The organism is Rathayibacter sp. VKM Ac-2805 (assembly GCF_009834265.1).
Taxonomy (GTDB): domain Bacteria; phylum Actinomycetota; class Actinomycetes; order Actinomycetales; family Microbacteriaceae; genus Rathayibacter.
Genome location: NZ_CP047185.1, coordinates 2726663 through 2752029, shown reverse-complemented (window position 1 = coordinate 2752029; position 25367 = coordinate 2726663). Strand labels below are relative to the sequence as shown.

Sequence of the window (25367 nt, the reverse complement as noted above, 5' to 3'; positions counted from 1 at the left end):
ACGCGGGGGGACGTTCTCGGGGGATGATTCAGATTCGCAGCCGTCCGCGCGATCGGATGCCTCCTCGCGGCCGATGCTCAGCCGGCCCCGGGGGTACGCGCGGGCGGCGGCCCGTCCCGGCCCTCCTCTACACTGCTGGGGTGATTGATCCCGTACTTCTGCGCGAGAACCCGGACGTCCTGAAGCGCTCGCAGGAGGCGCGCGGCGACTCCGTCGAGCTGGTCGACGAGGCGCTCGAGGCCGACCGCGTGCGCCGTGCGGCGATCACCGAGGCGGAGCGCCTGCGGGCCGAGCAGAACGCCTTCGGCAAGACCGTCGCCAAGGCGCCGAAGGACGAGAAGGCGGCCCTCGTGGCCGAGGCCCAGCGCCTCGCCGCCGCGGCCAAGCAGGCCCAGCACGAGGCCTCGGAGGCCGACGACGCCTTCACCGTGCTGGTCAAGCGCATCGCGAACCCGATCATCGAGGGCGTCCCCGCGGGCGGCGAGGAGTCGTTCGAGCTCGTCAGGACGGTCGGCGAGCGCCCCGTCTTCGACTTCGCCCCGCGCGACCACCTCGAGCTCGGCGAGCTGCTGGACGGCATCGACATGCAGCGCGGCGCGAAGGTCAGCGGCGCGCGCTTCTACTTCCTCAAGGGCCTGGTCGCCCGCCTCGAGATCGCCCTGATGAACCTGGGGCTCGAGAAGGCGCTCGCCGCCGGCTTCACCCCGCTGATCACGCCCACCCTGGTGCGCCCCGAGATCATGGACGGCACCGGCTTCCTCGGCGAGCACGACGACGAGGTGTACCGCCTCCGCGACGACGACCTCTACCTCACCGGCACCAGCGAGGTCGCCCTCGCCGGCTACCACGCCGACGAGATCCTCGATCTCTCCGGCGGCGCGAAGCGCTACGCGGGCTGGAGCACCTGCTACCGCCGCGAGGCGGGCTCGGGCGGACGGGACACCCGCGGCATCATCCGCGTGCACCAGTTCAGCAAGCTCGAGATGTTCGTCTACACCCTCCCCGAGGACGCCGAGGCGGAGCACGCCCGCCTGCTCTCGTACCAGGAGGACATCCTGCAGAGCCTCGGCCTGCACTACCGCGTCATCGACACGGCGGCCGGCGACCTCGGCCAGAGCGCCGCGCGCAAGTTCGACGTGGAGGCCTGGGTCCCCACGCAGGAGACCTACCGCGAGCTGACCTCGACCTCGAACTGCACCACGTTCCAGGCCCGCCGCCTCGACACCCGCTACCGCACCGAGTCGGGGAGGACCGCCCCGGTCGCCACCCTCAACGGCACGCTCGCGACCACCCGCTGGATCGTCGCCCTCCTCGAGACCCACCAGCGGGCGGACGGCTCGGTGCTCGTCCCCGAGGCGCTGCGGCCCCACCTCGGCGGCCTCGAGGTGCTCGAGCCCGTCGCATGAGCGCGGCCCGCGTCTCCGGCCGCCGCCTCGTCGCCCTCGACATCGACGGCACCGTCATGCACGAGGACGGCACGATCACCCGCGCGGTGACGGATGCGATCACCCGCGTGGCCGCCCAGGGCGACGAGGTGATGCTCGCCACCGGGCGCTCGCCCTCCTCCACCCTGCCCGTCGTCGAGCGGCTGGGGATCTCGCCCGAGTACGTGATCTGCTGCAACGGGGCGGTCACGCTCCGCCGCGACGCGTCCGGCGCCTACGTCCCCGAGACGGTCGAGACCTTCGACCCGACGGAGGTCCTCGAGACCATCCGCCGTTCCCTCCCCGACGCGCACTACGCCGTCGAGGACGCGGACGGCGCCTTCTTCTACACCGAGGCGTTCCCGGGCGGTGCCGTGATGGGTGCCGAGACGACCCACGTCCCCTTCGAGGAGCTGCTCGGCCGGCTGTGCACCCGCGTCGTCGTGATCTCGCCCGAGACCGGCATCGAGGAGTTCACCTCGCTGGTCGAGGAGATGGGCCTGCACCAGGTCAGCTACGCGATCGGCTGGACCGCCTGGCTCGACATCGCCCCGCACGGCGTCAACAAGTCCACCGCGCTCGAGGTCGTCCGCGAGGAGCTGGGCATCGAGCGGAGCGACGTGGTCGCGCTGGGCGACGGCCGCAACGACATCGAGATGCTCACCTGGGCCGCCGCCGAGGGCGCAGGGCTCGCGATGGGCCAGGCGCCCGACGAGGTGCGCGCCGTGGCCTCCGCCGTGATCCCCTCGGTCCACCAGGACGGCGTGGCGGTCGCGCTCTCGGCGCTGCGCTGACCACGGCCCCGCGCGCCCGGCGGTTACTATCGGGTGTCGCTCCTGCGGGAGCGGCCGGGAGGGCTGTCCGAGCGGCCGATGGAGCCAGTCTTGAAAACTGGTGGGCGGAAACGTCTCGTGGGTTCGAATCCCACGCCCTCCGCCACAGCGTCCCGTCCCCGACGCCGACCTGCGCCGGCGCCTTCCGACGCCCGTCCTGGCGTGCGACGACGGAAGGCCGCCCGCTCTCCTTCGGAACGCGCCACCCCTCTGTATAGGATTGCGCGACGCCCGGGATCGACGCCCGGCCCTCACTCCGCACCACTGACGCCTCGACACCGGGAGACGGATGCGCCGCACGGGCCCTTCGACACAGACTCGCGACACTCCGCGCACGCCGCGCCCCTTCGTGCGGCACGGCCGCCAGAAGCGGCACACCCTCGCGCGGACCCTGGTGAAGGGAGCCGCCCTCGTGGGCTTTGTCGGTGTGGTCGCCTCGGTGTCGGTGGTCGCGATCGCGGCGACGCTGATCGTCCAGTCCGTGCAGCCCTCGGTCGACCTGCACCCGGGCGCGGCCGGCTCCAGCGTCGAGGCCGGAGGCGCCCCGGAGATCGGCGCACTGGAGGGCGGCTTCAACGTCCTCGTCGTCGGCAGCGACTCGCGGAAGGGCCAGGGCGACGCCTACGGCGACCCCGATGAGGAGACGAGCGTCCTCAACGACGTCAACATGCTGATGCACGTCTCGGCCGACCACAGCAACGCGACGGTCGTGAGCTTCCCCCGCGACATGTACGTCGACATCCCGGAGTGCGTGAACGCCGCTACGGGCGAGACGATCCCCGCCCGGTACGACACCAAGATCAACGAGGCGATGGGCAGCGACGTCAGCCTCGGCTGCGTGGCAGGGGTCGTCGAGGACCTCATGGGCGTCCGGGTCGACTACGGCGCGGTCGTGCAGTTCAACGGCGTGATCGAGATGTCGAACGCGGTCGGCGGAGTCGACGTCTGCGTCGCGACCGAGATCGCGGACCCCTACACGAACACCTACCTCGAGCCGGGCGTGCACTCGCTCGAGGGCATGGCGGCGCTGCAGTTCCTCCGCAGCCGCCACGGCATCGGCGACGGCAGCGACCTGACCCGCATCAGCAACCAGCAGGTCTTCCTCTCGGCGCTCGTGCGCCAGATCAAGAGCGCGGACACCCTCCTCAACCCGGTCGCGCTCTACGGGCTCGCAAAGGCGGCGCTCGGCAACATGACGCTCTCGACCGGTCTCGACAACGTGAACACGATGGTCCAGATGGGACTCGCGCTGAAGGACGTCGACCTCGCGGACGTCGTCTTCGCGCAGTACCCGACCGGGGCGACTCCGAGCGGAGTGGAGCCGGACCGCGCCGCGGGCGACGTCCTGGCGAGCGCCCTGCAGACCGATCAGCCGATCGCCATCACCGGCGGCACGGGCGCCGGCGCGACCGTGGAGGGCGAGGCGGCGGCCCCGGCCGACACCGCCGCTCCGTCGGGCCCGGCGACCGCGGATCCGCTGGCGACGGCCGAGGCGGCACCCGGCACTCCTGCAGCGACTCCCGAGGACGGATCCAAGGTTGCCCTGCCAGAATCGGTCACCGGCCAGAGCGCCGACCAGCAGACCTGCTCGGTCGGCTTCTTCGGCTGAGCCGAGGGCGGGCGGCACCACGGGTGCTCTCCACCTCGCGCGCTGACTCCGGGACGATACGCGTCCCGCAGCCGAGAGAGAGTACGACCCGATGAGCGAACGCGCGTCCACCCGGACCACAGCAGCACGGCACGGCCGCCTGCGCCGCCCGAGCGGCGTGCGCTTCGCCGCGCGGATCCTCGCGGCCTGCGTGGGCGTCGGCGTGCTCAGCGCGGTCTGCATCGTGGCGATCGCCGCCTCGCTGATCGCCGGGAGCGCGCGTCCGTCCGTCGACCTCGGGATCGACTCGGGCGGAGGCGACGTGCCCGGGATCGGGGCGATCGAGGGCGGCGTCAACATCCTGCTCGCCGGCAGCGACAGCGCCGACGGATCGGCCGCCGGGGCCTACGGCGAGCGTTCCGAGAACCTCAACGACGTCACGATGCTCATGCACATCTCGGCCGACCACTCGACCGTGGAGGTCGTCAGCTTCCCCCGCGACCTCTACGTCCCGATCCCCTCCTGCACCGACCCGGCCACTGGCGCCGTCTCGGACGCGGTGGACTCGGCGAAGATCAACACCTCGCTCGAGGCCGGCGGGCTGGCGTGCACCGTGCAGACGGTCGAGCAGCTGACCGGGCTCGAGATCCCCTACGCGGCGCTCATCCAGTTCGAGGGCGTCATCGAGATGTCGAACGCGGTCGGCGGAGTGGACGTCTGCGTCGCCACCCCGATCCAGGACGAGTACACGGGGCTGAACCTCGACGCGGGCACGCACACGCTCGTCGGCGCCGAGGCGCTGGCGTTCCTCCGCACCCGGCACGGCGTCGGCGACGGCAGCGACCTCACCCGCATCTCGAGCCAGCAGGTGTACCTCTCATCGCTGGTGCGCAAGGTGAAGAGCGCGTCGACGCTCTCGAACCCGGTGAACCTCTACGGCCTCGCGAAGGCGGCCGTCTCGAACATGCAGCTCTCCACCTCGCTCGAGAACGTGAACACCCTCGTGTCGATCGGCCTCGCGGTGAAGGACGTCGACCTCGCGAATGTGGTCTTCGTGCAGTACCCGACCTTCATCGACGGCAACGGCGTGTACCCCAGCGAGGACGCGGCGGCGGCGCTGAACGCGGCGCTCCTCGCCGACCAGCCGATCGCGCTGAGCGGCACCACCGGCGGTGGCTCGCAGTCGACGGGGGAGGAGCCCGGGGCGACCAACGCTCCGGCGGCCACGGAGTCGCCGGCCACCGACGCCCCCGCGACCGACGCCCCCGCGACGAGCGCACCCGACGGGCCGGTCACCCTCCCGAGCGACGTCTCCGGGCAGACCGCGCAGCAGGAGACCTGCACCATCGGCCGGCCCCTGTCGGACCAGTAGGCGGCTTCTCGCCTTCCCGCGGAGGGGCGGGCGCCCGTGTCGCGAGGCCCTCGCGGGTGCGGTTATGATGGTCGTCGTGCGTCCGCCAGCGGGCGCTCGGGAGTCGTCGCATAGTCCGGTCGAGTGCACCACCCTGCTAAGGTGGAGAACCCTTTATTGGGTTCCGTGGGTTCAAATCCCACCGACTCCGCATCGTCCGAAGGCCCCGCTCAGGCGGGGCCTTCGGCGTTCCCGGCGGTGCCGGTGCCTGCCGCAGTACCGGCGTCTCCCGGCGGTGCCGGTGTCGCCGCAGTGCCGGGGTCTCGCGGTGCCGGAGCCCTCCGGCCGGCGCTCCGTCGCTCGCGCGCGGCGTCGGCGGCCCAGGCGACCCGACGCCCCGGCCGCCCGGGATCCGCCGCCGATCCGCCGGGCGGGTGCGCTCCCGGAGCGGCTACCCTGATCGGATGCCCAGCCCGATCCTCGACGCCCTGTCCGCCCCTCCCGCGCGGAGGGACGTCGCCTCGATCCGGGGTGCTCTCGCCGAGGTCGCGATCGGCGACTCGGTGCGCGTCCTCGTCCGCTCCCCGCGCTACGGCCTCTACGGGATCGAGGGGGTCGTCCGCCAGGCCGTCGGCGGCGAGCTCGTCGTCGCGGACGTCTTCCTCGGCACGGGGACCGAGATCCAGAGCATCGCCCTGGCTCCGGACGCCGACGAGGTCGGCGGGGAGCGCTCGGCCGAGGGGCTCGAGCACGGGGACCCGGTGCGCGTGGCGTTCTCGACTCCGGCGCTCGGGTCGTTCACGATCACGGGCCCGCTGACGGCCGGCGGCCGCGACGGGTTCCTCCTCGTCGGCAGCTGGATCGTCGCGGACGGCGGCGAGCCAGGCCGCCACGTCGACCGCATCGAGCGCCTGACGGACGTCGGCGTGCACGAGAAGCACGTCCCCGGGCGCCGCTCCGCGGTCGAGGAGTAGCCCCTCAGCTCTGGCAGTGCGGGCACCAGTAGGTGACCCGCAACTGCAGCTCGTCGTCGCCGAGCTCACCGCGCTCGATCGGAGTGCCGCAGCGCCGGCACGGCTTGCGGTCGCGGCCGTAGACCCAGAGCTGCTGGCCCGGGCGCAGGTTGCCGGTCGTCGTGCGCTCGATCCGCTCGCGGTTCACGGTGATGAGCCGCTTCGCGAGCGCGATGGTGCGCACGAGGTCGCCGCTCCCGCCGACCGGGCGCGTGGGCAGCACGCCGCGCAGGAAGCACAGCTCGGCGCGGTAGACGTTGCCGAGTCCGGCCATGATCCGCTGGTCGAGCAGCGCGAGCCCGATCGGCCGCTCCGGATCGGCGGACAGGCGTCGCAGCGCCTCGTCCGCGTCCCAGTCGGCGCCGAGCAGATCGGGGCCGAGATAGCCGACCACGTCCTCCTCGGCCGAGCGCGGGACGATCTCGAGGAGCCCGAGCTCGAAGCCGACCGCCTGCCAGTCCTCGGTCTCGAGGACGATCCGGGCCTGGAACGCCGGCCGGTGCCACTTCGGCCGCTCGCCCTCGCAGCGGGCGTAGAGGTGCCAGCTCCCCTCCATCTTGAGGTGGGAGTGGATCAGCGCGTCGCCGACCCGCATCAGCAGGTGCTTGCCGCGGGGGACGACCTCGTCGATCGTCTCGCCGGTGAGGTCGACCGTCGCGTACTTCGGCACGCGGACGTCGCACCGGGTCAGGACCTCGCCGTCCAGCGCCTCGGCGAGGTTGTGGGCGGATCGGTAGACGGTGTCACCCTCGGGCACGCGGGCTCCCTCCGGCGCTCACGAGCGCATCCTCAGGCCGCGCGGATTCGCGACGAAGCCGGCGGCGACGAGGGCGTCGCCGAAGGGCGTGCCGAGCGCGAAGACGCCGTCGATCTTCTCGACGGTCAGCTTCTCGACCCCGCGGGAGCGGACGAGCTGCGAGAGGGCGCCGGCCGCGTCGGCGAGGGCCGCCTCGTCGGCGGTGAAGGTGAGGGCGGTCTTGCCGCCGCGCTCGAGGTAGACCGCGAGCGCTCCGTCGACGACGGCGACCAGCGCGCCGGCCTTCCGACCGGGGCGGTGCCCCTCGCCCTGCGGCCACGGCAGAGCGGCGCCGAACGGATTGGCGGGGTCGGTCGCCGCCAGCGCGAGCACCGGTCGTGAGCGCTCCTGCGCCTCGTCCTGCGGGGCGAACGTGCGGAGCCGGTCGACGCTGCCGGCTGTGCCGAACTGTGCTGCTCCCAGCTTCTCGATGAAGTAGCCCCTCCGGGCGCGGCCCTGCTGCTCGAAGCCGCTCAGCACCTTGTAGGCGAGGGCGAAGCCGCCCAGGACGCCCTCGGCCTGCACGGAGCCGCGGGTGACGATCCCGTACCGCTCGAGCAGCGTCTCGCCGAGCGCGTGCCCGCGGATCGTCGCGTCCGACTCCGCGAGCGGCACGATCGACCAGCGGCCGCCGGCGGTCGGCGGCCCCACGCGGGTGGCCATCGTGGGGCGGGCGGTCATCCGGCCTCGGGGCGCGCGGGCGCGGGCGGGGGCGCGCGGCTGGCGGTGGGCGCCGCCGGTCGAGCCGACGAGGGTGCGCAGCGGCGCCAGGGTGTCGTTCGTGACGAGCCCGGCCCAGACCAGCTCCCACAGGGCCTCGACGAGGCCCGCGTCGTCGGTGGAGCCGACCGCGTCGGAGAGCTGGCGGAAGAAGTAGCCGCCGCCCGAGCCGAGCACGCCGACGATCTCCTGCTGGAGCTCGGTCAGGGTCACGGATTCGGCGGCGGGGACGGGGAGGGTCAGCCCTGCCGTGTCGGCGAGGTGGAGGCTCACCCAGCCGTCGTTGCCGGGCAGGGTGCCCGCGCCGGCCCAGAGGACCTCGCCGGTCGCGGTGAGCTCGTCGAGCATCGCGGGGGAGTAGTCGCGCACCCGGGCGGGCAGGATCAGCGACTCCCAGGCGGACGCCGGGATGGGCGCGCCGGCCAGCTGGTCGATCACGGAGGCCACGCCGTCGATGCCGCGGAGCGAGCCGCCGACGTGCTGCCAGGCGGGGAGGAAGCGGGCGTACGCGGCCGCGTCGACCGGCTCCACCTCCTTGCGGAGCGCGGCGAGAGAGCGGCTGCGCAGGCGGCGCAGCACCTCGGCGTCGCACCACTCGGTCCCGGTGCCGGTGGGGCGGAACTCGCCCTCCGAGACGCGGCGCTCGCCCGCGAGGCGGCGCAGGGTGTCGGTGACGACCGCGACTCCGAGGCCCAGGCGGGTGGCGACGGCGGCGGCGGTGAAGGGGCCGTGGGTGCGCGCGTAGCGGGCGACGAGGTCGCCGAGCGGATCGCGGACCGGGTCGATGAAGGCGACGGGGACGCCGATCGGCAGGGGCACGCCGAGAGCGTCGCGGAGCCGGGAGGCGTCCTCCATCGCGGCGTACCGCTGCTCACCGCCGAGGCCCACGGGCAGGACGCGCTTGGCCTTCACGAGCGCGGCCACGTCGGCCTCGAGCACCGCACGCTCGATCGCGGGCGCCTTCGCGACGTCCGCCGAGGCGACCGATTCGTCGACCAGGCGCTCCCCGAGCTCGTCGAGCGTCAGCGGGCCGAGCAGCCGGAGCAGGTCGGCGGCGCCCTCGAGCCCGCGGAGGCGGCGCTCGGGCTCGACGCGCTGCAGCTCGCGCTCGATCTGCGCGAGGACGGCCGGGTCGAGCAGCTCGCGCAGCTCCGCCCGGCCGAGCAGCTCGCCGAGGAGCGTCGCGTCGACCGAGAGCGCCGCGGCACGGCGCTCGGCGAGCGGGCTGTCGCCCTCGTACATGAAGGCCGCGACGTAGCCGAAGAGCATGGACCGCGCGAACGGACTGGCGGTCGGCGTCTCGACCTCGAGGATCCGCAGCTCGCGCCCGTCCAGCCGCGCGGCGAGCCGGAGCAGCGCGGGCAGGTCGTAGACGTCCTGGAGGCACTCGCGGACGGTCTCGAGGATGATCGGGAAGGTCGGGTAGGTGCGGGCGACGTCGAGCAGCTGCGCCGCCCGCTGCCGCTGCTGCCAGAGCGGGGAGCGCTTGCCCGGGTTGTACCTCGGGAGCAGGAGCGCCCGCGCCGCGCACTCGCGGAACCGGGCGGCGAAGAGGGCGGAGCCGCCGACCTCGCTCGTGACCAGCTGCTCCAGCTCCTCGCGCTCGAACAGGAACAGCTCGGAGCCCGGCGGCTCCGACTCCGTGTCGGGGATCCGCACGACGATGCCGTCGTCCCCGGCCATCGCCGCTCCGTCGACGCCGTGCCGCTCGCGGACGCGAGCGCCGATGGCGAGCGCCCACGGCGAGTGCACCTGCATCCCGTACGGGGAGTGCAGCACCAGCCGCCAGTCGCCCAGCTCGTCGCGGAAGCGCTCGAGCACGAGGGTGCGGTCGTCCGGGATCTGCCCGGTGGCCAGGCGCTGCTCGTCGAGGAAGGAGAGGAGGTTGTTGGTCGCGTACTCGTCGAGCCCGGCCGCCGTGCAGCGCTCGCGGGCCGTCTCGGGGGCGGCGGCGCCCACCTCGCGGGTGAACGCCCCGATCGCCTCGCCGAGCTCGGCGGGGCGCCCCTGCGAGTCGCCCTTCCAGAACGGGAGGCGCCCGGGCTCGCCGAACGCCGGCGTCACGATCACGCGGTCGTAGGTGATCTCCTGGATGCGCCAGCTGGTGGCTCCGAGCGCGAAGACGTCGCCGACGCGGGACTCGTAAACCATCTCCTCGTCGAGCTCTCCGACGCGGTTGCCGGTCGAGCCCGGCTCGCCGACCATGAACACGCCGAAGAGCCCGCGGTCGGGGATGGTGCCGCCGCTGGTGACGGCGAGGCGCTGGGCGCCGGGCCGGCCGGTGAGCGTGTTCGCGTCGCGGTCCCAGACGAGGCGCGGCCGCAGCTCCGCGAACTGGTCGGAGGGGTAGCGGCCCGAGAGGAGGTCGAGGGTCGCCTCGTAGGCGGAGCGGGGCAGGGACACGAAGGGGGCGCTGCGGCGGACGGTGTCGAACCAGTCGTCCACGTCGAGGCTCTCGAGGGCCGTCGCGGCGACGGTCTGCTGCGCGAGGATGTCGAGCGGGTTCGCGGGGACGGCGATCGCCTCGATCAGGCCCGAGCGCATCCGCTCCGTCGTCACGGCGGAGTGGAGAAGGTCGGCCCGGTGCTTGGGGTAGAAGGACCCGCGCGAGACCTCGCCGACCTGGTGGCCGGCTCGACCCACGCGCTGCAGGGCGCTCGCGACAGAGGGCGGCGTCTCGACCTGGACGACGAGGTCGACCGCGCCCATGTCGATCCCCAGCTCGAGGCTCGAGGTCGCGACCACGCAGCGCAGGCGGCCGGACTTCAGGTCGTCCTCGATGATCGCGCGCTGCTCCTTGCTCACCGAGCCGTGGTGGGCGCGGGCGAGCAGCGGCTCCTCGTCGGGCGCGGACTGCCCGCTGCCGCTCGTGCCCCCGGCCGCTCCCATCGCCTCGGCCGGGGAGCGGCGGACGGAGGAGGAGGCCGCCTCGGCGAGCAGGGCCCCGACGGCGACGGGCTCGCCCGCCTCGCGCGCCCGCTCCGCGGCGAGCTCGCGGCGCTCGGCGTAGATCTCGTTGAGCCGGGCGGTCAGCCGCTCGGCGAGACGGCGGGAGTTCGCGAAGACGATGGAGGAGGTGTGCGCGAGGACCCGGTCGACGATCGACTCCTCGACGTGCGGCCAGATCGACCCGCTCTGCGGACCGGTGGCCCCCATCGTCGATCCGTCCTGCGGAGCCGCCGTCCCCAGCTCGGACATGTCCTCGACCGGGACGACGACGCTGAGGTCCCACTGCTTCTCGGACGCCGGAGCCACGATCGCGACCGGGGAGCGGCCGGCGAGGAACCGGGCCACCTCCTCGCGCGGACGCACCGTCGCCGAGAGGCCGATGCGCTGCACCGGCTTCGGGAGCAGGGCGTCGAGCCGCTCGAGGGAGACGGCGAGGTGCGCCCCGCGCTTGGTCGACGCGACCGCGTGGACCTCGTCGACGATGACCGTCTCGACGCCGCGGAGCGACTCGCGCGCCGCCGAGGTGAGCATGAGGTAGAGCGACTCGGGGGTCGTGATCAGGATGTCCGGCGGCGTCTTCTGCAGCACGCGCCGCTCGGCGGCGGGCGTGTCTCCCGACCGCACCCCGACGGTGACCGTGGCCGGCGCGCTGCCGATGCCCTCGGCGCTCAGCCGCAGCGCCGTCTGGGTGACGCCGACGAGCGGCGAGCGGAGGTTGCGCTCGACGTCGACGCCGAGAGCCTTCAGCGGCGAGACGTAGAGCACGCGCGTGCGGTGCTGCGGATCCTCCGGCGGCGGGCCCTGCACGAGCCGGTCGATCGCCCAGAGGAAGGCCGAGAGCGTCTTGCCGGAGCCGGTGGGAGCGACCACGAGGGCGTGCGCTCCACTCGAGATGGCCGACCAGGCGCCCTCCTGGGCGGCGGTCGGCGCCGGGAACGCGCCCTCGAACCACGCGCGCGTGGCGGGGGAGAAGCGCTCGAGGACGTCCGGCATGCATCCATCCTCCCTGCCACCTCCGACATTGCCGGGGCCGCGGCCCGGGGGCGAGCCCTTGACGCGGGGGAGTCCGCCCGTCAGGCGAAGCCGAGACGCACGAACGTGCCGATGTCGGCGAGCTCGGCCTGCCCGACTCCGTGGGCGACGCCCTCGTAGACCCGGGCGTCGAGCGCCGTGTGCTCCGGGAACCAGGCCGCCGCGTCCCGCACGAGCTCCTCCGGGATCACCGTGTCGAGCGTCCCGCGGCCCCAGAACACCGGCGGACGCTCGCGGGCGAGCCGCTCGTCCGCGTCGTCGCCCTCGGCGAGCGGGACCACGAACCCGGACAGGGCGACCGCGAAGGCGAAGCGGCCAGGCGCGCGCCGCAGCAGCTGCACCGCCAGCGCGGCGCCCTGGGAGAAGCCCAGCAGCCCCACCGGGCCCGGGTGCTCCAGACCGTCGAGCCACTCGATCACACCGGCCGCCGCCGCCTCGACGGCCTCGGGATCGGCCCGCGGCTCGTCCGGCACCAGCGGGACACGGAGGGGCCACCACGCGTTCGCCCCGCCGCCCAGGGCGAGAGGCGCCCGGAGGGACGCGAGGACCGGCTCCAGCGGCAGGTAGGCGCCGAGCGAGAACAGGTCCCCCTCGTGCGAGCCGTAGCCGTGCAGCAGCACCAGGAGGGGCCTGCCGACGCGGTCGCGCTCGGAGGAGGACCACAGCACCGCGTTCGCGTCGATTCCCATCGCACCATCATCCCCCTGAGTGCGGGATCGCCGCCGCCGGTCGGAACACCAGCCGCGAAGGGTGAGAATGGCTGCATGAGCGTGCGCACCCCTGACCCGAACTCCGGGTGGCTGTCCGACGACGAACTCGCCGAGATCCGCCGGCGGCTCCCGCTGCTGTACGTGGAGGCCGTGCCCGTCCGGGTCGACGGGCTCGGGCAGGTCACCGAGGTCGGTGTGCTCCTGCGCGCGACCCCCTCCGGCCAGATCACCCGCACGATCGTCTCGGGCCGCGTGATGTACGGCGAGACGCTTCGCGACGCGCTGTTCCGCCACCTCGAGAAGGATCTCGGCCCCATGGCCTTCCCCCTCCTCCCCGCGAGCCCGCTCCCCTTCCACGTCGCCGAGTACTTCCCGATGCCCGGCATGGGACCGTTCACCGACGACCGCCAGCACGCGGTCTCCCTCGCCTACGTCGTGCCCGTCACCGGCACCTGCGACCCCCGCCAGGACGCCCTCGAGCTCACCTGGATGACCCCCGACGAGGCCTGCTCCGACGCGATCTCCGCCGAGATGGAGGGCGGGCGGGGCGCTCTGATCCGCGCCGCGCTCGCTTCCGTCGGCCGCCTGTCCTAGCGGCGCGGATCGGCCGCGGCGCTCCCTTCTGCGCACCGATAGCGGCGCGTCGCGGTCGGCTTGCAAGGATGGCGGGCCGGCTGGAGTGTCGGGCGTCCGCCTGGACCGATCCGCCGGCACGCGACCCGGCCGTTCGGCTCGTGGATCCGGCGTCCACCGGACCTCTGTGACCGGGCGAGGAGAGGCGGCGCCCCTGCCCGACGACGGCGCAGCAGGGGATCGCCTGATCATGACGCGGTGAGGACTTCCGGAGCTCCCTGTGCGGGACTCCGCTCGAAGAGGTGAAGCGTGAACGACGAAGGGCCGGGGCCCGCGACCAGAAGTCGCGGGCCCCGGCCCTTCGTGATGTCGGCGCCCTGATCAGGACGAGCGCTGAGGTGCGATCACCGAACGCTCAGCCCCCGGACCAGCCGCTCCCCGCGAGGCGAACGGTCGATCCGCGTGCGAGCGGATCGGCCTAGCCGGTCGCGACACGCTCTGCGTACCGCAACCGTGCTTGAAGCCGACCGCGGTGCGCCGCTCCGCGGCTGCCCGCGAGGCGAACGGTCGATCCGCGTGTGAGCGGATCGGACCTAGCCGGTCGCGACACGCTCTGCGCGCCGCGACCGTCCTTGAAGTCGACCGCGGTGCGCCGCTACGCGGCGCACAAAACGGTTCAGCCCTGCGCGCGGCGGCCGCCGCGGCGGGCGCCGCCGCCGGCGGACTCGCGGGCGGGAGCGGCCGAGGCTGCTCCGCCGGTCGCGGTGCTGTAGAACGAGCGCGATCCGCCCGAGGTCGAGGGGGCACCGGCGGCCGAGCGGCTGCGGCCTCCGCGGGCGCCGCCGCGGGCGGGTCCCTCGGCGGCGGTGCGGTCGCGGCGGGGGCGGTCGCCTCCGCCGGTCGCGGCACCGTCGAGCGTCCGCCGCGGGGTGCGGCGGTGCCCTCGGTACGGGCCGCGCGCTTGCGCTGCGCGTTGGCGCCCTGCGAGCGTCCGCCCTGCGACTGGCCGCGGACGGGCTCGACGACGGCGCTGGGGGTGACGTACGGAGCGACGTCGCCGACGAGCTTCGCGACGGCGGCCGAGTCGGCCGTCACCTGCTGGGGCGCGACCTGGATCGCGGCCTTGCGGAGGAGGGTCTTCACGTCGCTGCGCTGCGTGGGCAGGACGACGGTGACGACGTCTCCCTCGCTGCCGGCGCGGGCGGTGCGGCCCGAGCGGTGCAGGTACGCCTTGTGCTCCATCGGCGGGTCGACGTGGATGACGAGCTCGACGTCGTCGACGTGCACACCGCGGGCGGCGACGTCGGTGGCGACGAGGACCTTGACGGTGCCGGCGCCGAACGCGGCGAGGTTCCGGTCGCGGGCGACCTGCGAGAGGTTGCCGTGCAGGTCGACCGCGGGGATGCCCTGGCCGGTGAGCTGCTTGGCGAGCTTCTTCGCGTGGTGCTTGGTGCGCATGAAGAGGATGCGGCGGCCGGTGCCGGACGCGAGCGTCTTCACGAGCGCGTTCTTGGCGTCGAGGCCGTCGACCTCGAACACGTGGTGGGTCATCAGCGCGACGGGCGAGTTGGCCTCGTCGACCGAGTGGAGCACCTCGTTCTGGAGGTACTTCTTGACCAGCTTGTCCACGCCGTTGTCGAGCGTCGCGGAGAACAGCAGGCGCTGCCCGCCGCGGGGGGTCTTGTCGAGGATGCGCGTGACGACCGGCAGGAAGCCGAGGTCGGCCATGTGGTCGGCCTCGTCGAGGACGGTGATCTCGACGGCGTCGAGGTTCACGAAGCCCTGCTTCATCAGGTCCTCGAGGCGGCCCGGGCAGGCCACGACGATGTCGACGCCCTGCTTGAGCGCGGCGACCTGGCGCTGCTGCGAGACGCCTCCGAAGATCGTGGTGGTGACGATGCCGTAGGCGTCGGCGAGGGGCTGCATCGCGGCGGTGATCTGCGTGGCGAGCTCGCGGGTCGGCGCGAGGACGAGTCCGAGCGGGCGGCCGGGGCGGCGGCGTCCGCCGGCGAGCGAGCCGCCGAGGCGGGCGATCATCGGGATGGAGAAGGCGAGGGTCTTGCCGGAGCCGGTCTTGCCGCGGCCGAGGACGTCGCGTCCGCCGAGGGTGTCGGGCAGCGTGTCGACCTGGATCGGGAAGGGCTCGGTGATGCCGCTCGCGGTGAGCGCGGCCACGAGGGGGGCCGGCACGCCGAGGGCGCTGAAGGAGAGGGGGGTGTTCGACATGGAGTGGTGCCTTTCGGGGGCATCATGCCGATCGAGGACGCGCGGGCGGTGGCCGGGGCGCGGGTGATCGGCGTTCGGGCGAAGGTGACGGTGGTCACATCCGTTCGCCGTACGATTCGGTGCGCGCGGCCGGGGGCCTCATGCACGTGCGCCAGATGGTCGGGACGGATCCTCGACGGTCAGAGTCCTAGGGGACAAGGGGCGTTCTACGACGCGGGGGAGCGCAGTCGCTGCGCTCGCACCGTCCCACTCTAGTGGATGCCGATCCATCCGCGCATCGCGGCCTGCACGCGGGAGCCGTCGCGGTCGCTCAGCTTGGTCCCGACGAAGTCGCCCGCCCAGTCCGAGGTCTGCACGCGGAAGGCCGGTTCCGGGTCGCGCAGGGTCTTCAGGATGACGGCGGCGACGTCGGACGGGTCCTGCGCGTGGGTCGAGGAGAAGGACGACGCGGCGCGGTCGAGGTAGGCGCCGAGCGCCGGCGCGTAGGGGCCGGCCTGCGCGAGCATCGCCGCCGCGTCGATGCCGACGTTCTCGACGAAGCTGCTGCGGACCGCTCCCGGCTCGATCAGCGACACGTGGACGCCGACGGAGGCGGCGACCGGGGCGAGCGCCTCGAAGAACCCCTCGACCGCGAACTTCGCCGCGCAGTAGTCCTCGTTGAACGGCTGCCCGATCGCGCCGCCGACGCTCGAGACGGTGACGATGCGGCCGCGGGACGAGCGCAGCATCGGCATCGCGGCGCGGGTGACCGCGACGGTGCCGAAGAAGTTGACCTCCATCACGCGGCGCAGCTCCTCCGGATCCTCCAGCTCGAGGGTGCCGAGGTGGCCGGCTCCGGCGTTGTTCACGAGGGCGTCGAGACCGCCGAGCTCCTCCTCCACGGCGCGGAGGCAGCCGGCGACGGAGTCCGCGTCGGTCACGTCGAGCGCCCGCAGGTCGAGCTCGACGCGGGCCTCGGCGGCGGCGGCGCGCAGGCCCTCCGCCCGCTCCGGATCCCGCACGGTGGCGACCACCCGCCAGCCCGCGCGCGCGGCCTCGATCGCTGTGGCGCGGCCGATGCCGGTGGAGGTTCCGGTGACGAGGAGGACGGGACGGGGCATGCGGCTTTCCTGCTTTCCGGCGCACGACGGCGCCGCCCGGAGGCTATCGGCCGCCCCTCCGAGAACGTCCAGGGTCGGTGTCAGCCCCGGTAGCGCTCGCCGACCGGCACCTCGACCGGCAGCCGGTTGCCCGCCTGGGCGAGCGGGCAGGCCCAGGCCGGGTCGTAGGCGCAGGAGGGGTTGTAGGCGAAGTTGAAGTCGAGCACCAGCGTCCCCGGGGCGGAGCCCGGGCCGAGGTCGGCGCCCTTCACGGTGTCCAGGAGGTAGCGGCCGCCGCCGTAGGTGCCGCCGGGTGTCCCCGCGAGGGCGTCCTTGACCGGCAGGAACAGGCCTCCTCCGTAGGACGCGAGGCGCCAGACGTCGAGGCTGCCGGCGTCCGGCACCTCGACCGTGCCGATCAGCTCGAAGGGGACGGTGCCGTCGGTGCCGGTCTCCACGTCCATCCGCCGCGCCTCCTCGGCCGGAGCCACCTCGAGCTCGAAGCGCCAGGCCGCGTCGTAGGGCGCGATCGGCAGCGAGCGGAAGTGCGCGCGGTCGGCCGGGAGGAGGGGGGTGGAGGGGTGCTGCGCGAAGAGCGCGTTGCGCCCGCGGATCCAGGACGCGTGCGCGGCGAGCAGGTCCACGTTCGAGAGCCGGCGCACCTCCGAGTAGAGGGCCTGGACGTGGCGGCGCCAGTCCGACACCTCGACCGCGGTCGTGAGGCGGCGGCGGGGCGAGACGCCGTCGTCGTCCTGCTCCTCCTCGTCGGCGGAGGGCCACTGGAGGCGCAGGAGCTCCGAGCGCGACAGCTCGGTCTCCTCCTCGGCGACGCCGTCGGGGCTCATGCGGCGGACTCCCCGCGCGGGCGGGTGTCGGCACCGAGATCGTGGCGCCAGGACGGGGCGAGGGAACGGATGCGGATGCCGCGCCACTGCCAGAACGCCCACATCGACGGCCAGAGCGCGGCCGAGGCGAGGCCCGCCGAGAACTCGAGGCGGTCGCGGAAGAGCGTGCGCCCGTCGGGGAGCGGGGCGACGGCCATGCGGTGGTCCCACGCGGTGATCAGGCGGAGGGAGCCGGTGAGGGGCCCGCCGCTGTCGCGCAGGATCCGCACGTCGGGCATCGAGGGGACGCGGCGGTAGGAGAGGTCGATCTCCTGCGCGCCCATCGGCACGATCCCGAGGGCGTCCATCGCGACCTCGTGGGAGCCGAGCCCCCAGGTCGGGCGGAAGCCGCCCTCGTCCAGCGACGCGGCGGTCAGGAGCGGGGACATCACCTCCCGGAACACGGCCGGACTCTGCAGGGCGCGCCAGGCGGAGTCGGCGTCGGTGTCGAGCACGTGCTTGAGCATCACCTTCACGAAGAACATCCTCCTCCGCCCGCCCCTGCGCGGGAACCGGGTGCGCGCGGAGCCCCGGACGTGTATGCGCCTCCGGTGCTCGCTACCGTGTCAGGGTGACCGCTCCCGCCGCCTCCGTCGACCAGTCGACCTATCAGATCCGCTTCGAGTGGGGGGCGCGCGCCCTCCGCGTGCTCGCCCCCGCCCACGTCACGGTGCTCGTCGACGCTCTGCCCGGAGGCGAGAGCCCCGACCTCGGGGGAGTGGAGGGCCGCGTCGTCCGCGCGGGCCTGGCCGACCGCTCGGCCGTCGCCCGCTGGATCCTGGAGCGCCAGCACGAGAACGGCGGGCGCACCAGCGTCAACGTGATCGCCCTCGGCGACGTCGACGACAGCGGAGCGGCGCGGTTCGCGATGGAGGACCAGCTGGCGGCCGGCGCCGTCGTCGACGCGCTCATCGGGCTGGGCATCGACCACGTCTCGCCCGAGGCCGCGGTGGCCTGCGCGTCCTACGAGGGCCTGCGCCGGGCGTGCGCGCATCTGCTCACCGCGTCCGAGTCCGGCCGCCTGCTCGCCGCCGAGGGGCGGGCGGACGAGGTCCGCGCCGCCGCCCGGGTCGACGCCGTCGACGAGGTGTCGGTCCTCCGCTGACCCGCCGCTCCGGCGGGCGCGGCCTCCGAGCGGTGCAGGGCGTCCGCGGAGCGCACAAGCCCCTGCGGATCCGAGCCGCCGCCTCGACCACTCGCCCGCCCCCGGCGTAGCGTTCGGCGGAGGCGGTCCCTCCGCCCCCCGCCCCGACCGAAAGCTGGCCCGCATGAAAGCCGTCCTCAACGACGTCGTCCTCGCCGACGCCCCCGACTCCGACCTGATCTCGATCGAGGGCAACTGGTACTTCCCGCCGTCGAGCATCGCCGAGGGCGTGCTCGTCGAGAGCCCCACGCCCTACACCTGCCCGTGGAAGGGCGAGTGCCAGTACTTCTCGGTGCAGACCGGCGACGGCCTGCAGAAGGACAAGGCCTGGTCGTACCCGCACCCCTACCCGACGGCGTTCGACCGCGTCGGCAAGGACTTCTCGGGCTACGTCGCCTTCGACCGCTCGGTCCGCGTCTCCGACTGACCCGTCCCGCCGCGGCGCCGCTCCCGGTGCCGCGGCGGTGCGTCAGCCGCGCGGGGCGGCGGCGCGCGCCCGGTAGGCCCGGACCTTCGACCGGTTCCCGCAGCGCTGCATCGAGCACCAGCGGCGCGACCCGGCTCGGGACGTGTCGAGGTAGAGCATCCGGCACTCCGGATCCGCGCAGCGCCGCAGCCGTCCGGTCGCGGCCGGACCCAGCAGCCCCACGGCCTCCCGGGCGATGGACGCGAGCGCCTGCCTGCCCGCCGCGTGGAGCCGTCCTGCCTGCCGCGATCCGCCGCTCAGCACCGGCGGGATATCGGGCATCGCCGCGACCAGGTTGACCACGTCGACGTCGCGCGGGTCGGGCGCGGTGCCGGCCTCGGCCGCGACGGCCAGCCGGGCGATCGCGCCCCGGAGCATCAGCGCGTCGTCGAGGCGCGCGTCCCGGCTCTCGGGGCCGACCGCCTCGAAGCGCTCGGCGAGCCAGGCGGCCAGAGCGGCGTCGGAGTCGAGGTGCTCGGCCGCTCCCGGAGGCAGTGCTCCGGTCGTGGCGAAGTCGAGTGCGAGGCTTCCGGAGTCGAACCACCAGCGCCGGCCGTCGGCCTCGGGGAGCCACTGCCCGGCGACCGACGTGCGCCCGCCGTGCGGGGCCTCGTCCGGGGTCACGGCGCCGGGACCGGTCGGCGCCGCCACTGGATCGCGTTCGCGGGCTCGAACCGGCGCGCGCAGCGGCCGCAGGCCAGGGGCCGGGTGGGCCGGCGATGGCGGTAGAAGAGGTGTCCGCCCGGGCAGGTGCCGACCCACGGCGCGAGCTCGTCCGCGGTCGGGTTGCTGTGGGTGCGCGATCCCGTGTAGCCGAGCCGTGCCGCGATCCGCCGCCACTGCGGTCCGTGCCCGGCGTCGGGCCCCGCGAGCGCGTGAGCGACCTCGTGCAGGAGTGTCTGCCGGACCTCCTCGTCGCTCCAGCGGGCTGCCAGGTGGCGCGAGACCGTGATCCGGCGGCGCGTCCAGTGGCAGGCGCCGCCGCGGGTGCGCGCGTGGTCGAGCGCGAAGGACCAGGAGGGGTCGAGGTGCTCCTCGATCAGCGCGTCGGCCCAGCGGGCCACGTCCTCGAGGTCGGCCACCGGTGGCGCTGCCTAGGACTCGTCGCCGTCGGCGCGGCGGCGGCCGCGGGCGATGCCGTCGGTGCGGGCCTCGCGGTCGGTCCCGTCCTGGAACTCGGAGGCGGCGGCGTAGCCCAGGCGCGCGACCTCGAGCTCCTCCTCGGGGACCCCGACGCGCTCGCCGAGGGCGGTCGCGGCGTCGAAGTCGCGTATCGCCCGGCCGTACTCGCCCAGCTCGAAGAAGGTGAGGCCGCGGTGCTTGAGCGCGAAGGAGTGCTCGAGGTGCCACTCGTGCGTGCGCGCCTCCTCGACGCAGAGCGCGAGCTCCGAGAGGGCCTCGTCGGTGCGGCCCCGCAGCTGCATGAGGCGGGCGCGGCGGACGCGGGCGGTGAGCAGCTCGGCGCGGTCGCCGGAGAAGCGGGTGCGGCGGACGGCCTCGTTCGCGAGGTCCCACGCCTCGTCGACGCGCCCGAGCAGGCGCAGCAGCTCCGCCTTCTCGGTGAGCGCGGCGAGGCTGCGCAGCGCGCCGATCTCCTCCAGGCGCTCCTGGGCGGCGTCGACGTCGATCTCCTCGTGGAGGGTCGCGGGGTCGTGGCGGATGATGATGCTCAGGGCGATGCTTCCTCGTGGAGTGCGGATCCGGGTCGTCGCGCGCGGCGGACGAGAGGACGGTCGGGGTCGCTGACCCCGGCGTCGAGTGTACCGGCGGGTCCCCGGACGGCGCCCCGACGCGCGGCCCGGGTCAGCCCCGTCGCACCTGGAAGATGCTCCGCGCCGGCAGCGGCGACGGGGTGGCGGTCGCGTCCGTGACGACGAGGGCGCCGGCGATGAAGTTCCCGAGCTCCCGCCCCTGCACCAGCTTGGAGGGGGCGGGGTCGGAGGCGAGGCGCCGCGGCAGGCCGTCGAGCGGCAGCGGATCGGCCGAGGCGAGCATCACCACGTTCCCGAAGCGCTTGGCCTTGAGCATCTGGGTGTCGGTCATGATCGCGGTGTGCGCGAAGACGGAGGCGAGCGTCGCGGCCTGGGCGCGGGCGAAGGCGAGCGCGCCGCCGTCGGCCACGTTCACCGCGACCAGGCCGCCGGGGGCGAGCAGCGGCGCGATCGCCCCGTAGAACTCGGCGCTGGTCACGTGCGCGGGAGTGCGCGCGCCCGAGAAGATGTCGACGACGACCACGTCGACCGTGCCGCGCAGCCCGGGCGGCAGCTTGCCGAGCACCTCGCGGGCGTCGCCCTGGCGGATGCGTATCTGCGCCCCGCGGGGGAGCGGGAGCGCCTCGCGCACCAGCTCGACCAGAGCGCCCTCGATCTCGACGACCTGCTGGCGCGAGCCCGGCCGGGTCGCGGCGACGTAGCGGGGGAGGGTCAGCGCTCCGGCGCCCAGGTGGAGCGCCGTGACGCTCTCGCCCTCGGGGGCGACGAGGTCGATCGCGTGGCCGATCCGGCGGACGTACTCGAACGAGAGGTGCGTCGGATCCGCGAGGTCGACGTGCGACTGCGGAGTGCCGTCGACGACCAGGGTCGCCGCCTCGGGCGAGTGGCGGTCGGGCTCGATCCGCGCGGTGTACCCGCTGGCGAGCACGGCGCGGGGGTGCTCGGAGTCGTCTCCGCGTCGGCGGCCGGTGCGTTCCTGCATCCGACCAGTCTGCCGCGGCGGCGGGACGGCGGGGCTCCGCGCCGGGCCCGGTCGGATCGATCCGGGAGGCCGTGGCCTCGTATACCGGACCCCGCGGGGCGGCGCAAGCATCCGCACTTGCGCGGCGTGGCGCGATGCGGCTATATTCGTACTTTGCGCTCCCGAGTACCCATGCCCTCATATCGCGGTCGGCAGGTCACCGGAACCCGGCATCAGATGGTGGATGCCGTTGCCACACTCTAGCCCCGCCCCCAAGACCGAGTCGCCTCGGTCCGCACGGCGTGCGGGCAGGGGTGGCGGCCCGTCCGGCGGGAGCCCACTCCACACATCCCACAGATTGAGACCCGCGAGGGTCTACGGAGGTTCCTTCCTTGGCTGCTGCGTCCACCGCGACCACCACCTCACCCAAGAACGGACGCGGAGCTTCGCGTCTCTCGTTCGCCAAGATCAGCGACACCCTGACCGTTCCGGATCTGCTCGCGCTGCAGACCGAGAGCTTCGACTGGCTCGTCGGCTCGGAGGCGTGGAAGACCCGCGTCGCCGAGGCGAAGGCCGCCGGCCGGGAGGACCTCCCCGCCAACTCCGGCCTCGACGAGATCTTCGAGGAGATCTCCCCGATCGAGGACCTCAGCGAGACGATGCAGCTGAGCTTCACGAACCCGTACCTCGAGCCCGAGAAGTACACGATCGAGGAGTGCAAGGAGCGCGGCAAGACCTATGCCGCTCCGCTGTACGTCGAGGCCGAGTTCATGAACCACCTCACGGGTGAGATCAAGACCCAGACGGTCTTCATGGGCGACTTCCCGCTGATGACCGAGAAGGGCACGTTCATCATCAACGGCACCGAGCGTGTCGTCGTGTCCCAGCTCGTGCGCAGCCCCGGCGTCTACTTCGAGCGCCAGCAGGAGAAGACGTCCGACAAGGACATCTACTCCGCCCGCGTCATCCCGAGCCGCGGCGCCTGGCTCGAGTTCGAGATCGACAAGCGCGACCAGGTCGGCGTGCGCATCGACCGCAAGCGCAAGCAGTCGGTCACCGTGTTCCTCAAGGCCCTCGGCCTGACGAGCGAGGAGATCCTCGAGCAGTTCGCCGGCTACGAGTCGATCGAGCTGACCCTCGAGAAGGACAACATCCTCACCAAGGAGGACGCCCTCCGCGACATCTACCGCAAGCTCCGTCCGGGCGAGCAGGTCGCCGCCGAGGCCGCCCGCGCGCTGCTGGACAACTTCTACTTCAACTCCAAGCGCTACGACCTCGCGAAGGTCGGCCGCTACAAGATCAACCGCAAGCTCGGCATCGACAAGGCGCTGTCCGACTCGGTGCTCACGGTCGAGGACATCATCGCGACCATCAAGTACCTGGTCGCCCTGCACGACGGCCGCACCGCCCTCCCCGGCGTGCGCGACGGCGAGCCGGTCGAGCTGCGTCTCGACGTCGACGACATCGACCACTTCGGCAACCGCCGCATCCGCGCGGTCGGCGAGCTGATCCAGAACCAGGTCCGCACCGGACTGTCCCGCATGGAGCGCGTCGTCCGCGAGCGCATGACCACGCAGGACATCGAGGCGATCACCCCGCAGACCCTGATCAACGTGCGCCCCGTCGTCGCCGCGATCAAGGAGTTCTTCGGGACCAGCCAGCTGTCGCAGTTCATGGACCAGAACAACCCGCTCGCGGGTCTGACCCACAAGCGCCGCCTGTCGGCGCTCGGCCCCGGCGGACTCTCCCGTGAGCGCGCCGGCGTCGAGGTCCGCGACGTCCACCCCTCGCACTACGGCCGCATGTGCCCGATCGAGACCCCGGAAGGCCCGAACATCGGCCTGATCGGATCGCTCGCGTCCTTCGCGCGCATCAACTCGTTCGGCTTCATCGAGACCCCGTACCGCAAGGTCGTCGACGGCACCGTCACCTCGCAGATCGACTACCTCACCGCGTCCGAGGAGGACGAGTACCTGGTCGCCCAGGCGAACGCCCCCCTCACGAAGGACTTCCGCTTCGCGGAGGGCAAGGTCCTGGTCCGCCCCAAGGGCGGAGAGGTCGAGCTCGTCGACGCCGAGCGCGTCCACTACATGGACGTCTCGCCGCGCCAGATGGTCTCGGTCGCGACCTCGCTGATCCCGTTCCTCGAGCACGACGACGCGAACCGCGCGCTCATGGGCGCGAACATGCAGCGTCAGGCCGTCCCGCTGCTCCGCAGCGAGTCGCCCGTCGTCGGAACCGGCATGGAGGGCTTCGCGGCCATCGACGCCGGCGACGTCATCACCGCCGACAAGGCCGGTGTCGTCCAGGAGGTCTCCGCCGACTCCGTCACCGTCCAGCTGGACGAGGGCGGCACGCAGACCTACTTCCTCCGCAAGTTCGACCGCTCCAACCAGGGCACCTCGTACAACAACCGCGTGGTCGTCTCGGCCGGCGAGCGCATCGAGGTCGGCGAGGTCGTCGCCGACGGCCCCGCCACCGAGAACGGCGAGCTCGCGCTGGGCAAGAACCTGCTCGTCGCGTTCATGCCGTGGGAGGGCCACAACTTCGAGGACGCGATCATCCTCAGCCAGAACCTGGTGAAGGACGACGTCCTCTCCTCGATCCACATCGAGGAGTACGAGGTCGACGCCCGCGACACCAAGCTCGGCAAGGAGGAGATCACCCGCGACCTCCCCAACGTCAGCCCGGAGCTCCTGGCCGACCTGGACGAGCGCGGCATCATCCGCATCGGCGCCGAGGTCCGCCCCGGCGACATCCTCGTCGGCAAGGTCACGCCCAAGGGCGAGACCGAGCTCTCGGCCGAGGAGCGCCTGCTCCGCGCGATCTTCAACGAGAAGAGCCGCGAGGTCCGCGACACGTCGCTGAAGGTGCCCCACGGCGAGCAGGGCACGATCATCGGCGTCAAGGTGTTCGACGCGCAGGACGGCGACGACGAGCTCGGCTCGGGCGTCAACCAGCGCGTGGTCGTCTACATCGCCCAGAAGCGCAAGATCACCGAGGGCGACAAGCTCGCCGGCCGCCACGGCAACAAGGGCGTCATCTCGAAGATCCTGCCGGTCGAGGACATGCCGTTCCTCGCCGACGGCACCCCGGTCGACATCGTCCTCAACCCGCTCGGCGTCCCCGGCCGCATGAACTTCGGCCAGGTCCTCGAGATCCACCTCGGGTGGATCGCGAAGCAGGGCTGGAAGGTCGAGGGCCAGCCGGAGTGGGCCGCGCGCCTGCCCGAGCACGCCCGCGAGGCGGCGCCCGGCACCAAGGTCGCGACCCCCGTCTTCGACGGTGCGGCGGAGGAGGAGCTCGCAGGGCTCCTCGACTCCACCACCCCGACGCGCGACGGAGAGCGCCTGATCGGCTCGTCCGGCAAGACGCAGCTGTTCGACGGCCGCTCCGGGGAGCCCTTCCCGGACCCGGTCTCGGTCGGCTACATGTACATCCTGAAGCTGCACCACCTCGTCGACGACAAGATCCACGCGCGCTCGACGGGCCCGTACTCGATGATCACCCAGCAGCCGCTCGGTGGTAAGGCGCAGTTCGGCGGCCAGCGCTTCGGCGAGATGGAGGTGTGGGCCCTCGAGGCCTACGGCGCCGCCTACGCTCTCCAGGAGCTCCTCACCATCAAGTCGGACGACATCCTCGGCCGCGTGAAGGTGTACGAGGCCATCGTCAAGGGCGAGAACATCCAGGAGCCCGGCATCCCGGAGTCCTTCAAGGTCCTCATCAAGGAGATGCAGTCCCTGTGCCTGAACGTCGAGGTCCTCTCGGCCGACGGCACCGCGGTCAGCCTGCGCGACACCGATGACGAGGTCTACCGCGCCGCGGAAGAGCTCGGCATCAACATCTCCTCCCGGTTCGAGTCGTCCTCCGTCGACGACATCTGATCCGCGCCAGCATCTGACGACC

The 25367-nt window shown here is 73.2% G+C and carries 20 protein-coding genes and 2 tRNA genes; 11 read left to right on the top strand and 11 right to left on the bottom strand.

What is annotated here, in order from left to right; all coding sequences use genetic code 11:
- The first annotated feature begins 140 nt into the window (after window positions 1–140).
- The 7 genes from serS to GSU40_RS12840 all read left to right on the top strand — a co-directional run bounded on the left by serS (window position 141) and on the right by GSU40_RS12840 (window position 6170).
- Window positions 141–1406, top strand: a complete 1266-nt coding sequence (serS, locus tag GSU40_RS12870) for a serine--tRNA ligase (protein WP_160035199.1) — start codon at window positions 141–143, stop codon at window positions 1404–1406.
- Window positions 1403–2218 carry an HAD family hydrolase gene (locus GSU40_RS12865; protein WP_160035197.1) on the top strand — a complete coding sequence of 272 codons (816 nt, stop codon included), beginning with the start codon at window positions 1403–1405 and terminating at the stop codon, window positions 2216–2218. Before serS ends, GSU40_RS12865 begins: the two co-directional genes overlap by 4 nt.
- Window positions 2219–2275: 57 nt before the next feature.
- A tRNA-Ser gene (locus GSU40_RS12860) sits at window positions 2276–2363 on the top strand.
- Window positions 2364–2669: 306 nt separating this feature from the next.
- Window positions 2670–3866 (top strand): LCP family protein, encoded by a 1197-nt coding sequence (locus tag GSU40_RS12855; protein WP_244229479.1) that lies wholly within the window; start codon window positions 2670–2672, stop codon window positions 3864–3866.
- 91 nt (window positions 3867–3957) lie between these two features.
- Complete coding sequence (locus tag GSU40_RS12850) at window positions 3958–5217, top strand: LCP family protein (protein WP_160035193.1); 1260 nt, start codon at window positions 3958–3960, stop codon at window positions 5215–5217.
- A 99-nt stretch (window positions 5218–5316) separates the two neighbouring features.
- Window positions 5317–5407 (top strand) — tRNA-Ser (locus GSU40_RS12845).
- Window positions 5408–5660: 253 nt separating this feature from the next.
- Entirely contained in the window at window positions 5661–6170 is a 510-nt protein-coding gene (locus tag GSU40_RS12840; RefSeq protein WP_104233937.1) for a hypothetical protein, read from the top strand.
- A 4-nt stretch (window positions 6171–6174) separates the two neighbouring features.
- On the opposite strand, the gene GSU40_RS12835 is transcribed toward GSU40_RS12840, so the two are convergent.
- The 3 genes from GSU40_RS12835 to GSU40_RS12825 form a co-directional block, all read right to left on the bottom strand.
- Window positions 6175–6966, bottom strand: coding sequence for a DNA-formamidopyrimidine glycosylase family protein (locus GSU40_RS12835; RefSeq protein ID WP_160035191.1), 792 nt, complete (start codon window positions 6964–6966; stop codon window positions 6175–6177).
- An 18-nt stretch (window positions 6967–6984) separates the two neighbouring features.
- Window positions 6985–11667 carry an ATP-dependent helicase gene (locus GSU40_RS12830; RefSeq protein ID WP_104295954.1) on the bottom strand — a complete coding sequence of 1561 codons (4683 nt, stop codon included), beginning with the start codon at window positions 11665–11667 and terminating at the stop codon, window positions 6985–6987.
- 80 nt (window positions 11668–11747) lie between these two features.
- Window positions 11748–12395 carry an alpha/beta hydrolase-fold protein gene (locus GSU40_RS12825; RefSeq protein ID WP_104260904.1) on the bottom strand — a complete coding sequence of 216 codons (648 nt, stop codon included), beginning with the start codon at window positions 12393–12395 and terminating at the stop codon, window positions 11748–11750.
- A 75-nt stretch (window positions 12396–12470) separates the two neighbouring features.
- On the opposite strand from GSU40_RS12825, the gene GSU40_RS12820 reads away from it, so the two are divergent.
- Window positions 12471–13010, top strand: a complete 540-nt coding sequence (locus tag GSU40_RS12820; RefSeq protein WP_104225113.1) for an NUDIX hydrolase family protein — start codon at window positions 12471–12473, stop codon at window positions 13008–13010.
- A gap of 360 nt (window positions 13011–13370) precedes the next feature.
- Here the strand turns inward: GSU40_RS12820 and GSU40_RS12815 are convergent, their stop codons facing one another.
- The 4 genes from GSU40_RS12815 to GSU40_RS12800 all read right to left on the bottom strand — a co-directional run bounded on the left by GSU40_RS12815 (window position 13371) and on the right by GSU40_RS12800 (window position 17663).
- Window positions 13371–15215, bottom strand: a complete 1845-nt coding sequence (locus tag GSU40_RS12815) for a DEAD/DEAH box helicase (RefSeq protein ID WP_244229478.1) — start codon at window positions 15213–15215, stop codon at window positions 13371–13373.
- Between the two features lie 251 nt (window positions 15216–15466).
- The gene (locus tag GSU40_RS12810; RefSeq protein WP_104269391.1) at window positions 15467–16315 is read right to left on the bottom strand and encodes an SDR family oxidoreductase; all 849 of its coding nucleotides are present in this window, start codon (window positions 16313–16315) and stop codon (window positions 15467–15469) included.
- 80 nt (window positions 16316–16395) lie between these two features.
- Complete coding sequence (locus GSU40_RS12805) at window positions 16396–17139, bottom strand: DUF1684 domain-containing protein (RefSeq protein ID WP_160035189.1); 744 nt, start codon at window positions 17137–17139, stop codon at window positions 16396–16398.
- Entirely contained in the window at window positions 17136–17663 is a 528-nt protein-coding gene (locus GSU40_RS12800) for a hypothetical protein (RefSeq protein ID WP_160035187.1), read from the bottom strand. The genes GSU40_RS12805 and GSU40_RS12800 overlap by 4 nt, the downstream gene beginning before the upstream one ends.
- Window positions 17664–17749: 86 nt before the next feature.
- Here GSU40_RS12800 and GSU40_RS12795 point away from each other — a divergent pair, with 86 nt between their 5' ends.
- The gene (locus GSU40_RS12795) at window positions 17750–18283 is read left to right on the top strand and encodes a 2-phosphosulfolactate phosphatase (protein WP_104226768.1); all 534 of its coding nucleotides are present in this window, start codon (window positions 17750–17752) and stop codon (window positions 18281–18283) included.
- Window positions 18284–18446: 163 nt separating this feature from the next.
- Window positions 18447–18749: a DUF427 domain-containing protein gene (locus GSU40_RS12790; RefSeq protein ID WP_104224584.1), complete on the top strand. Its 303-nt coding sequence runs from the start codon at window positions 18447–18449 to the stop codon at window positions 18747–18749.
- Between the two features lie 42 nt (window positions 18750–18791).
- Here GSU40_RS12790 and GSU40_RS12785 read toward each other — a convergent pair whose 3' ends face one another.
- From GSU40_RS12785 to GSU40_RS12770, 4 genes are all read right to left on the bottom strand, one after another.
- On the bottom strand, window positions 18792–19439 hold the full coding sequence (locus GSU40_RS12785; protein WP_244229477.1) for a CGNR zinc finger domain-containing protein: 648 nt from the start codon (window positions 19437–19439) through the stop codon (window positions 18792–18794).
- Entirely contained in the window at window positions 19409–19870 is a 462-nt protein-coding gene (locus tag GSU40_RS12780) for a SprT-like domain-containing protein (protein ID WP_104250885.1), read from the bottom strand. Before GSU40_RS12780 ends, GSU40_RS12785 begins: the two co-directional genes overlap by 31 nt.
- A gap of 12 nt (window positions 19871–19882) precedes the next feature.
- Window positions 19883–20212 carry a hypothetical protein gene (locus tag GSU40_RS16950; protein WP_208543316.1) on the bottom strand — a complete coding sequence of 110 codons (330 nt, stop codon included), beginning with the start codon at window positions 20210–20212 and terminating at the stop codon, window positions 19883–19885.
- A gap of 379 nt (window positions 20213–20591) precedes the next feature.
- The gene (locus GSU40_RS12770) at window positions 20592–21482 is read right to left on the bottom strand and encodes a fused MFS/spermidine synthase (RefSeq protein ID WP_160035185.1); all 891 of its coding nucleotides are present in this window, start codon (window positions 21480–21482) and stop codon (window positions 20592–20594) included.
- Between the two features lie 371 nt (window positions 21483–21853).
- Here GSU40_RS12770 and rpoB point away from each other — a divergent pair, with 371 nt between their 5' ends.
- Complete coding sequence (gene rpoB / locus GSU40_RS12765) at window positions 21854–25345, top strand: DNA-directed RNA polymerase subunit beta (protein ID WP_104224581.1); 3492 nt, start codon at window positions 21854–21856, stop codon at window positions 25343–25345.
- Window positions 25346–25367 lie beyond the last annotated feature (22 nt).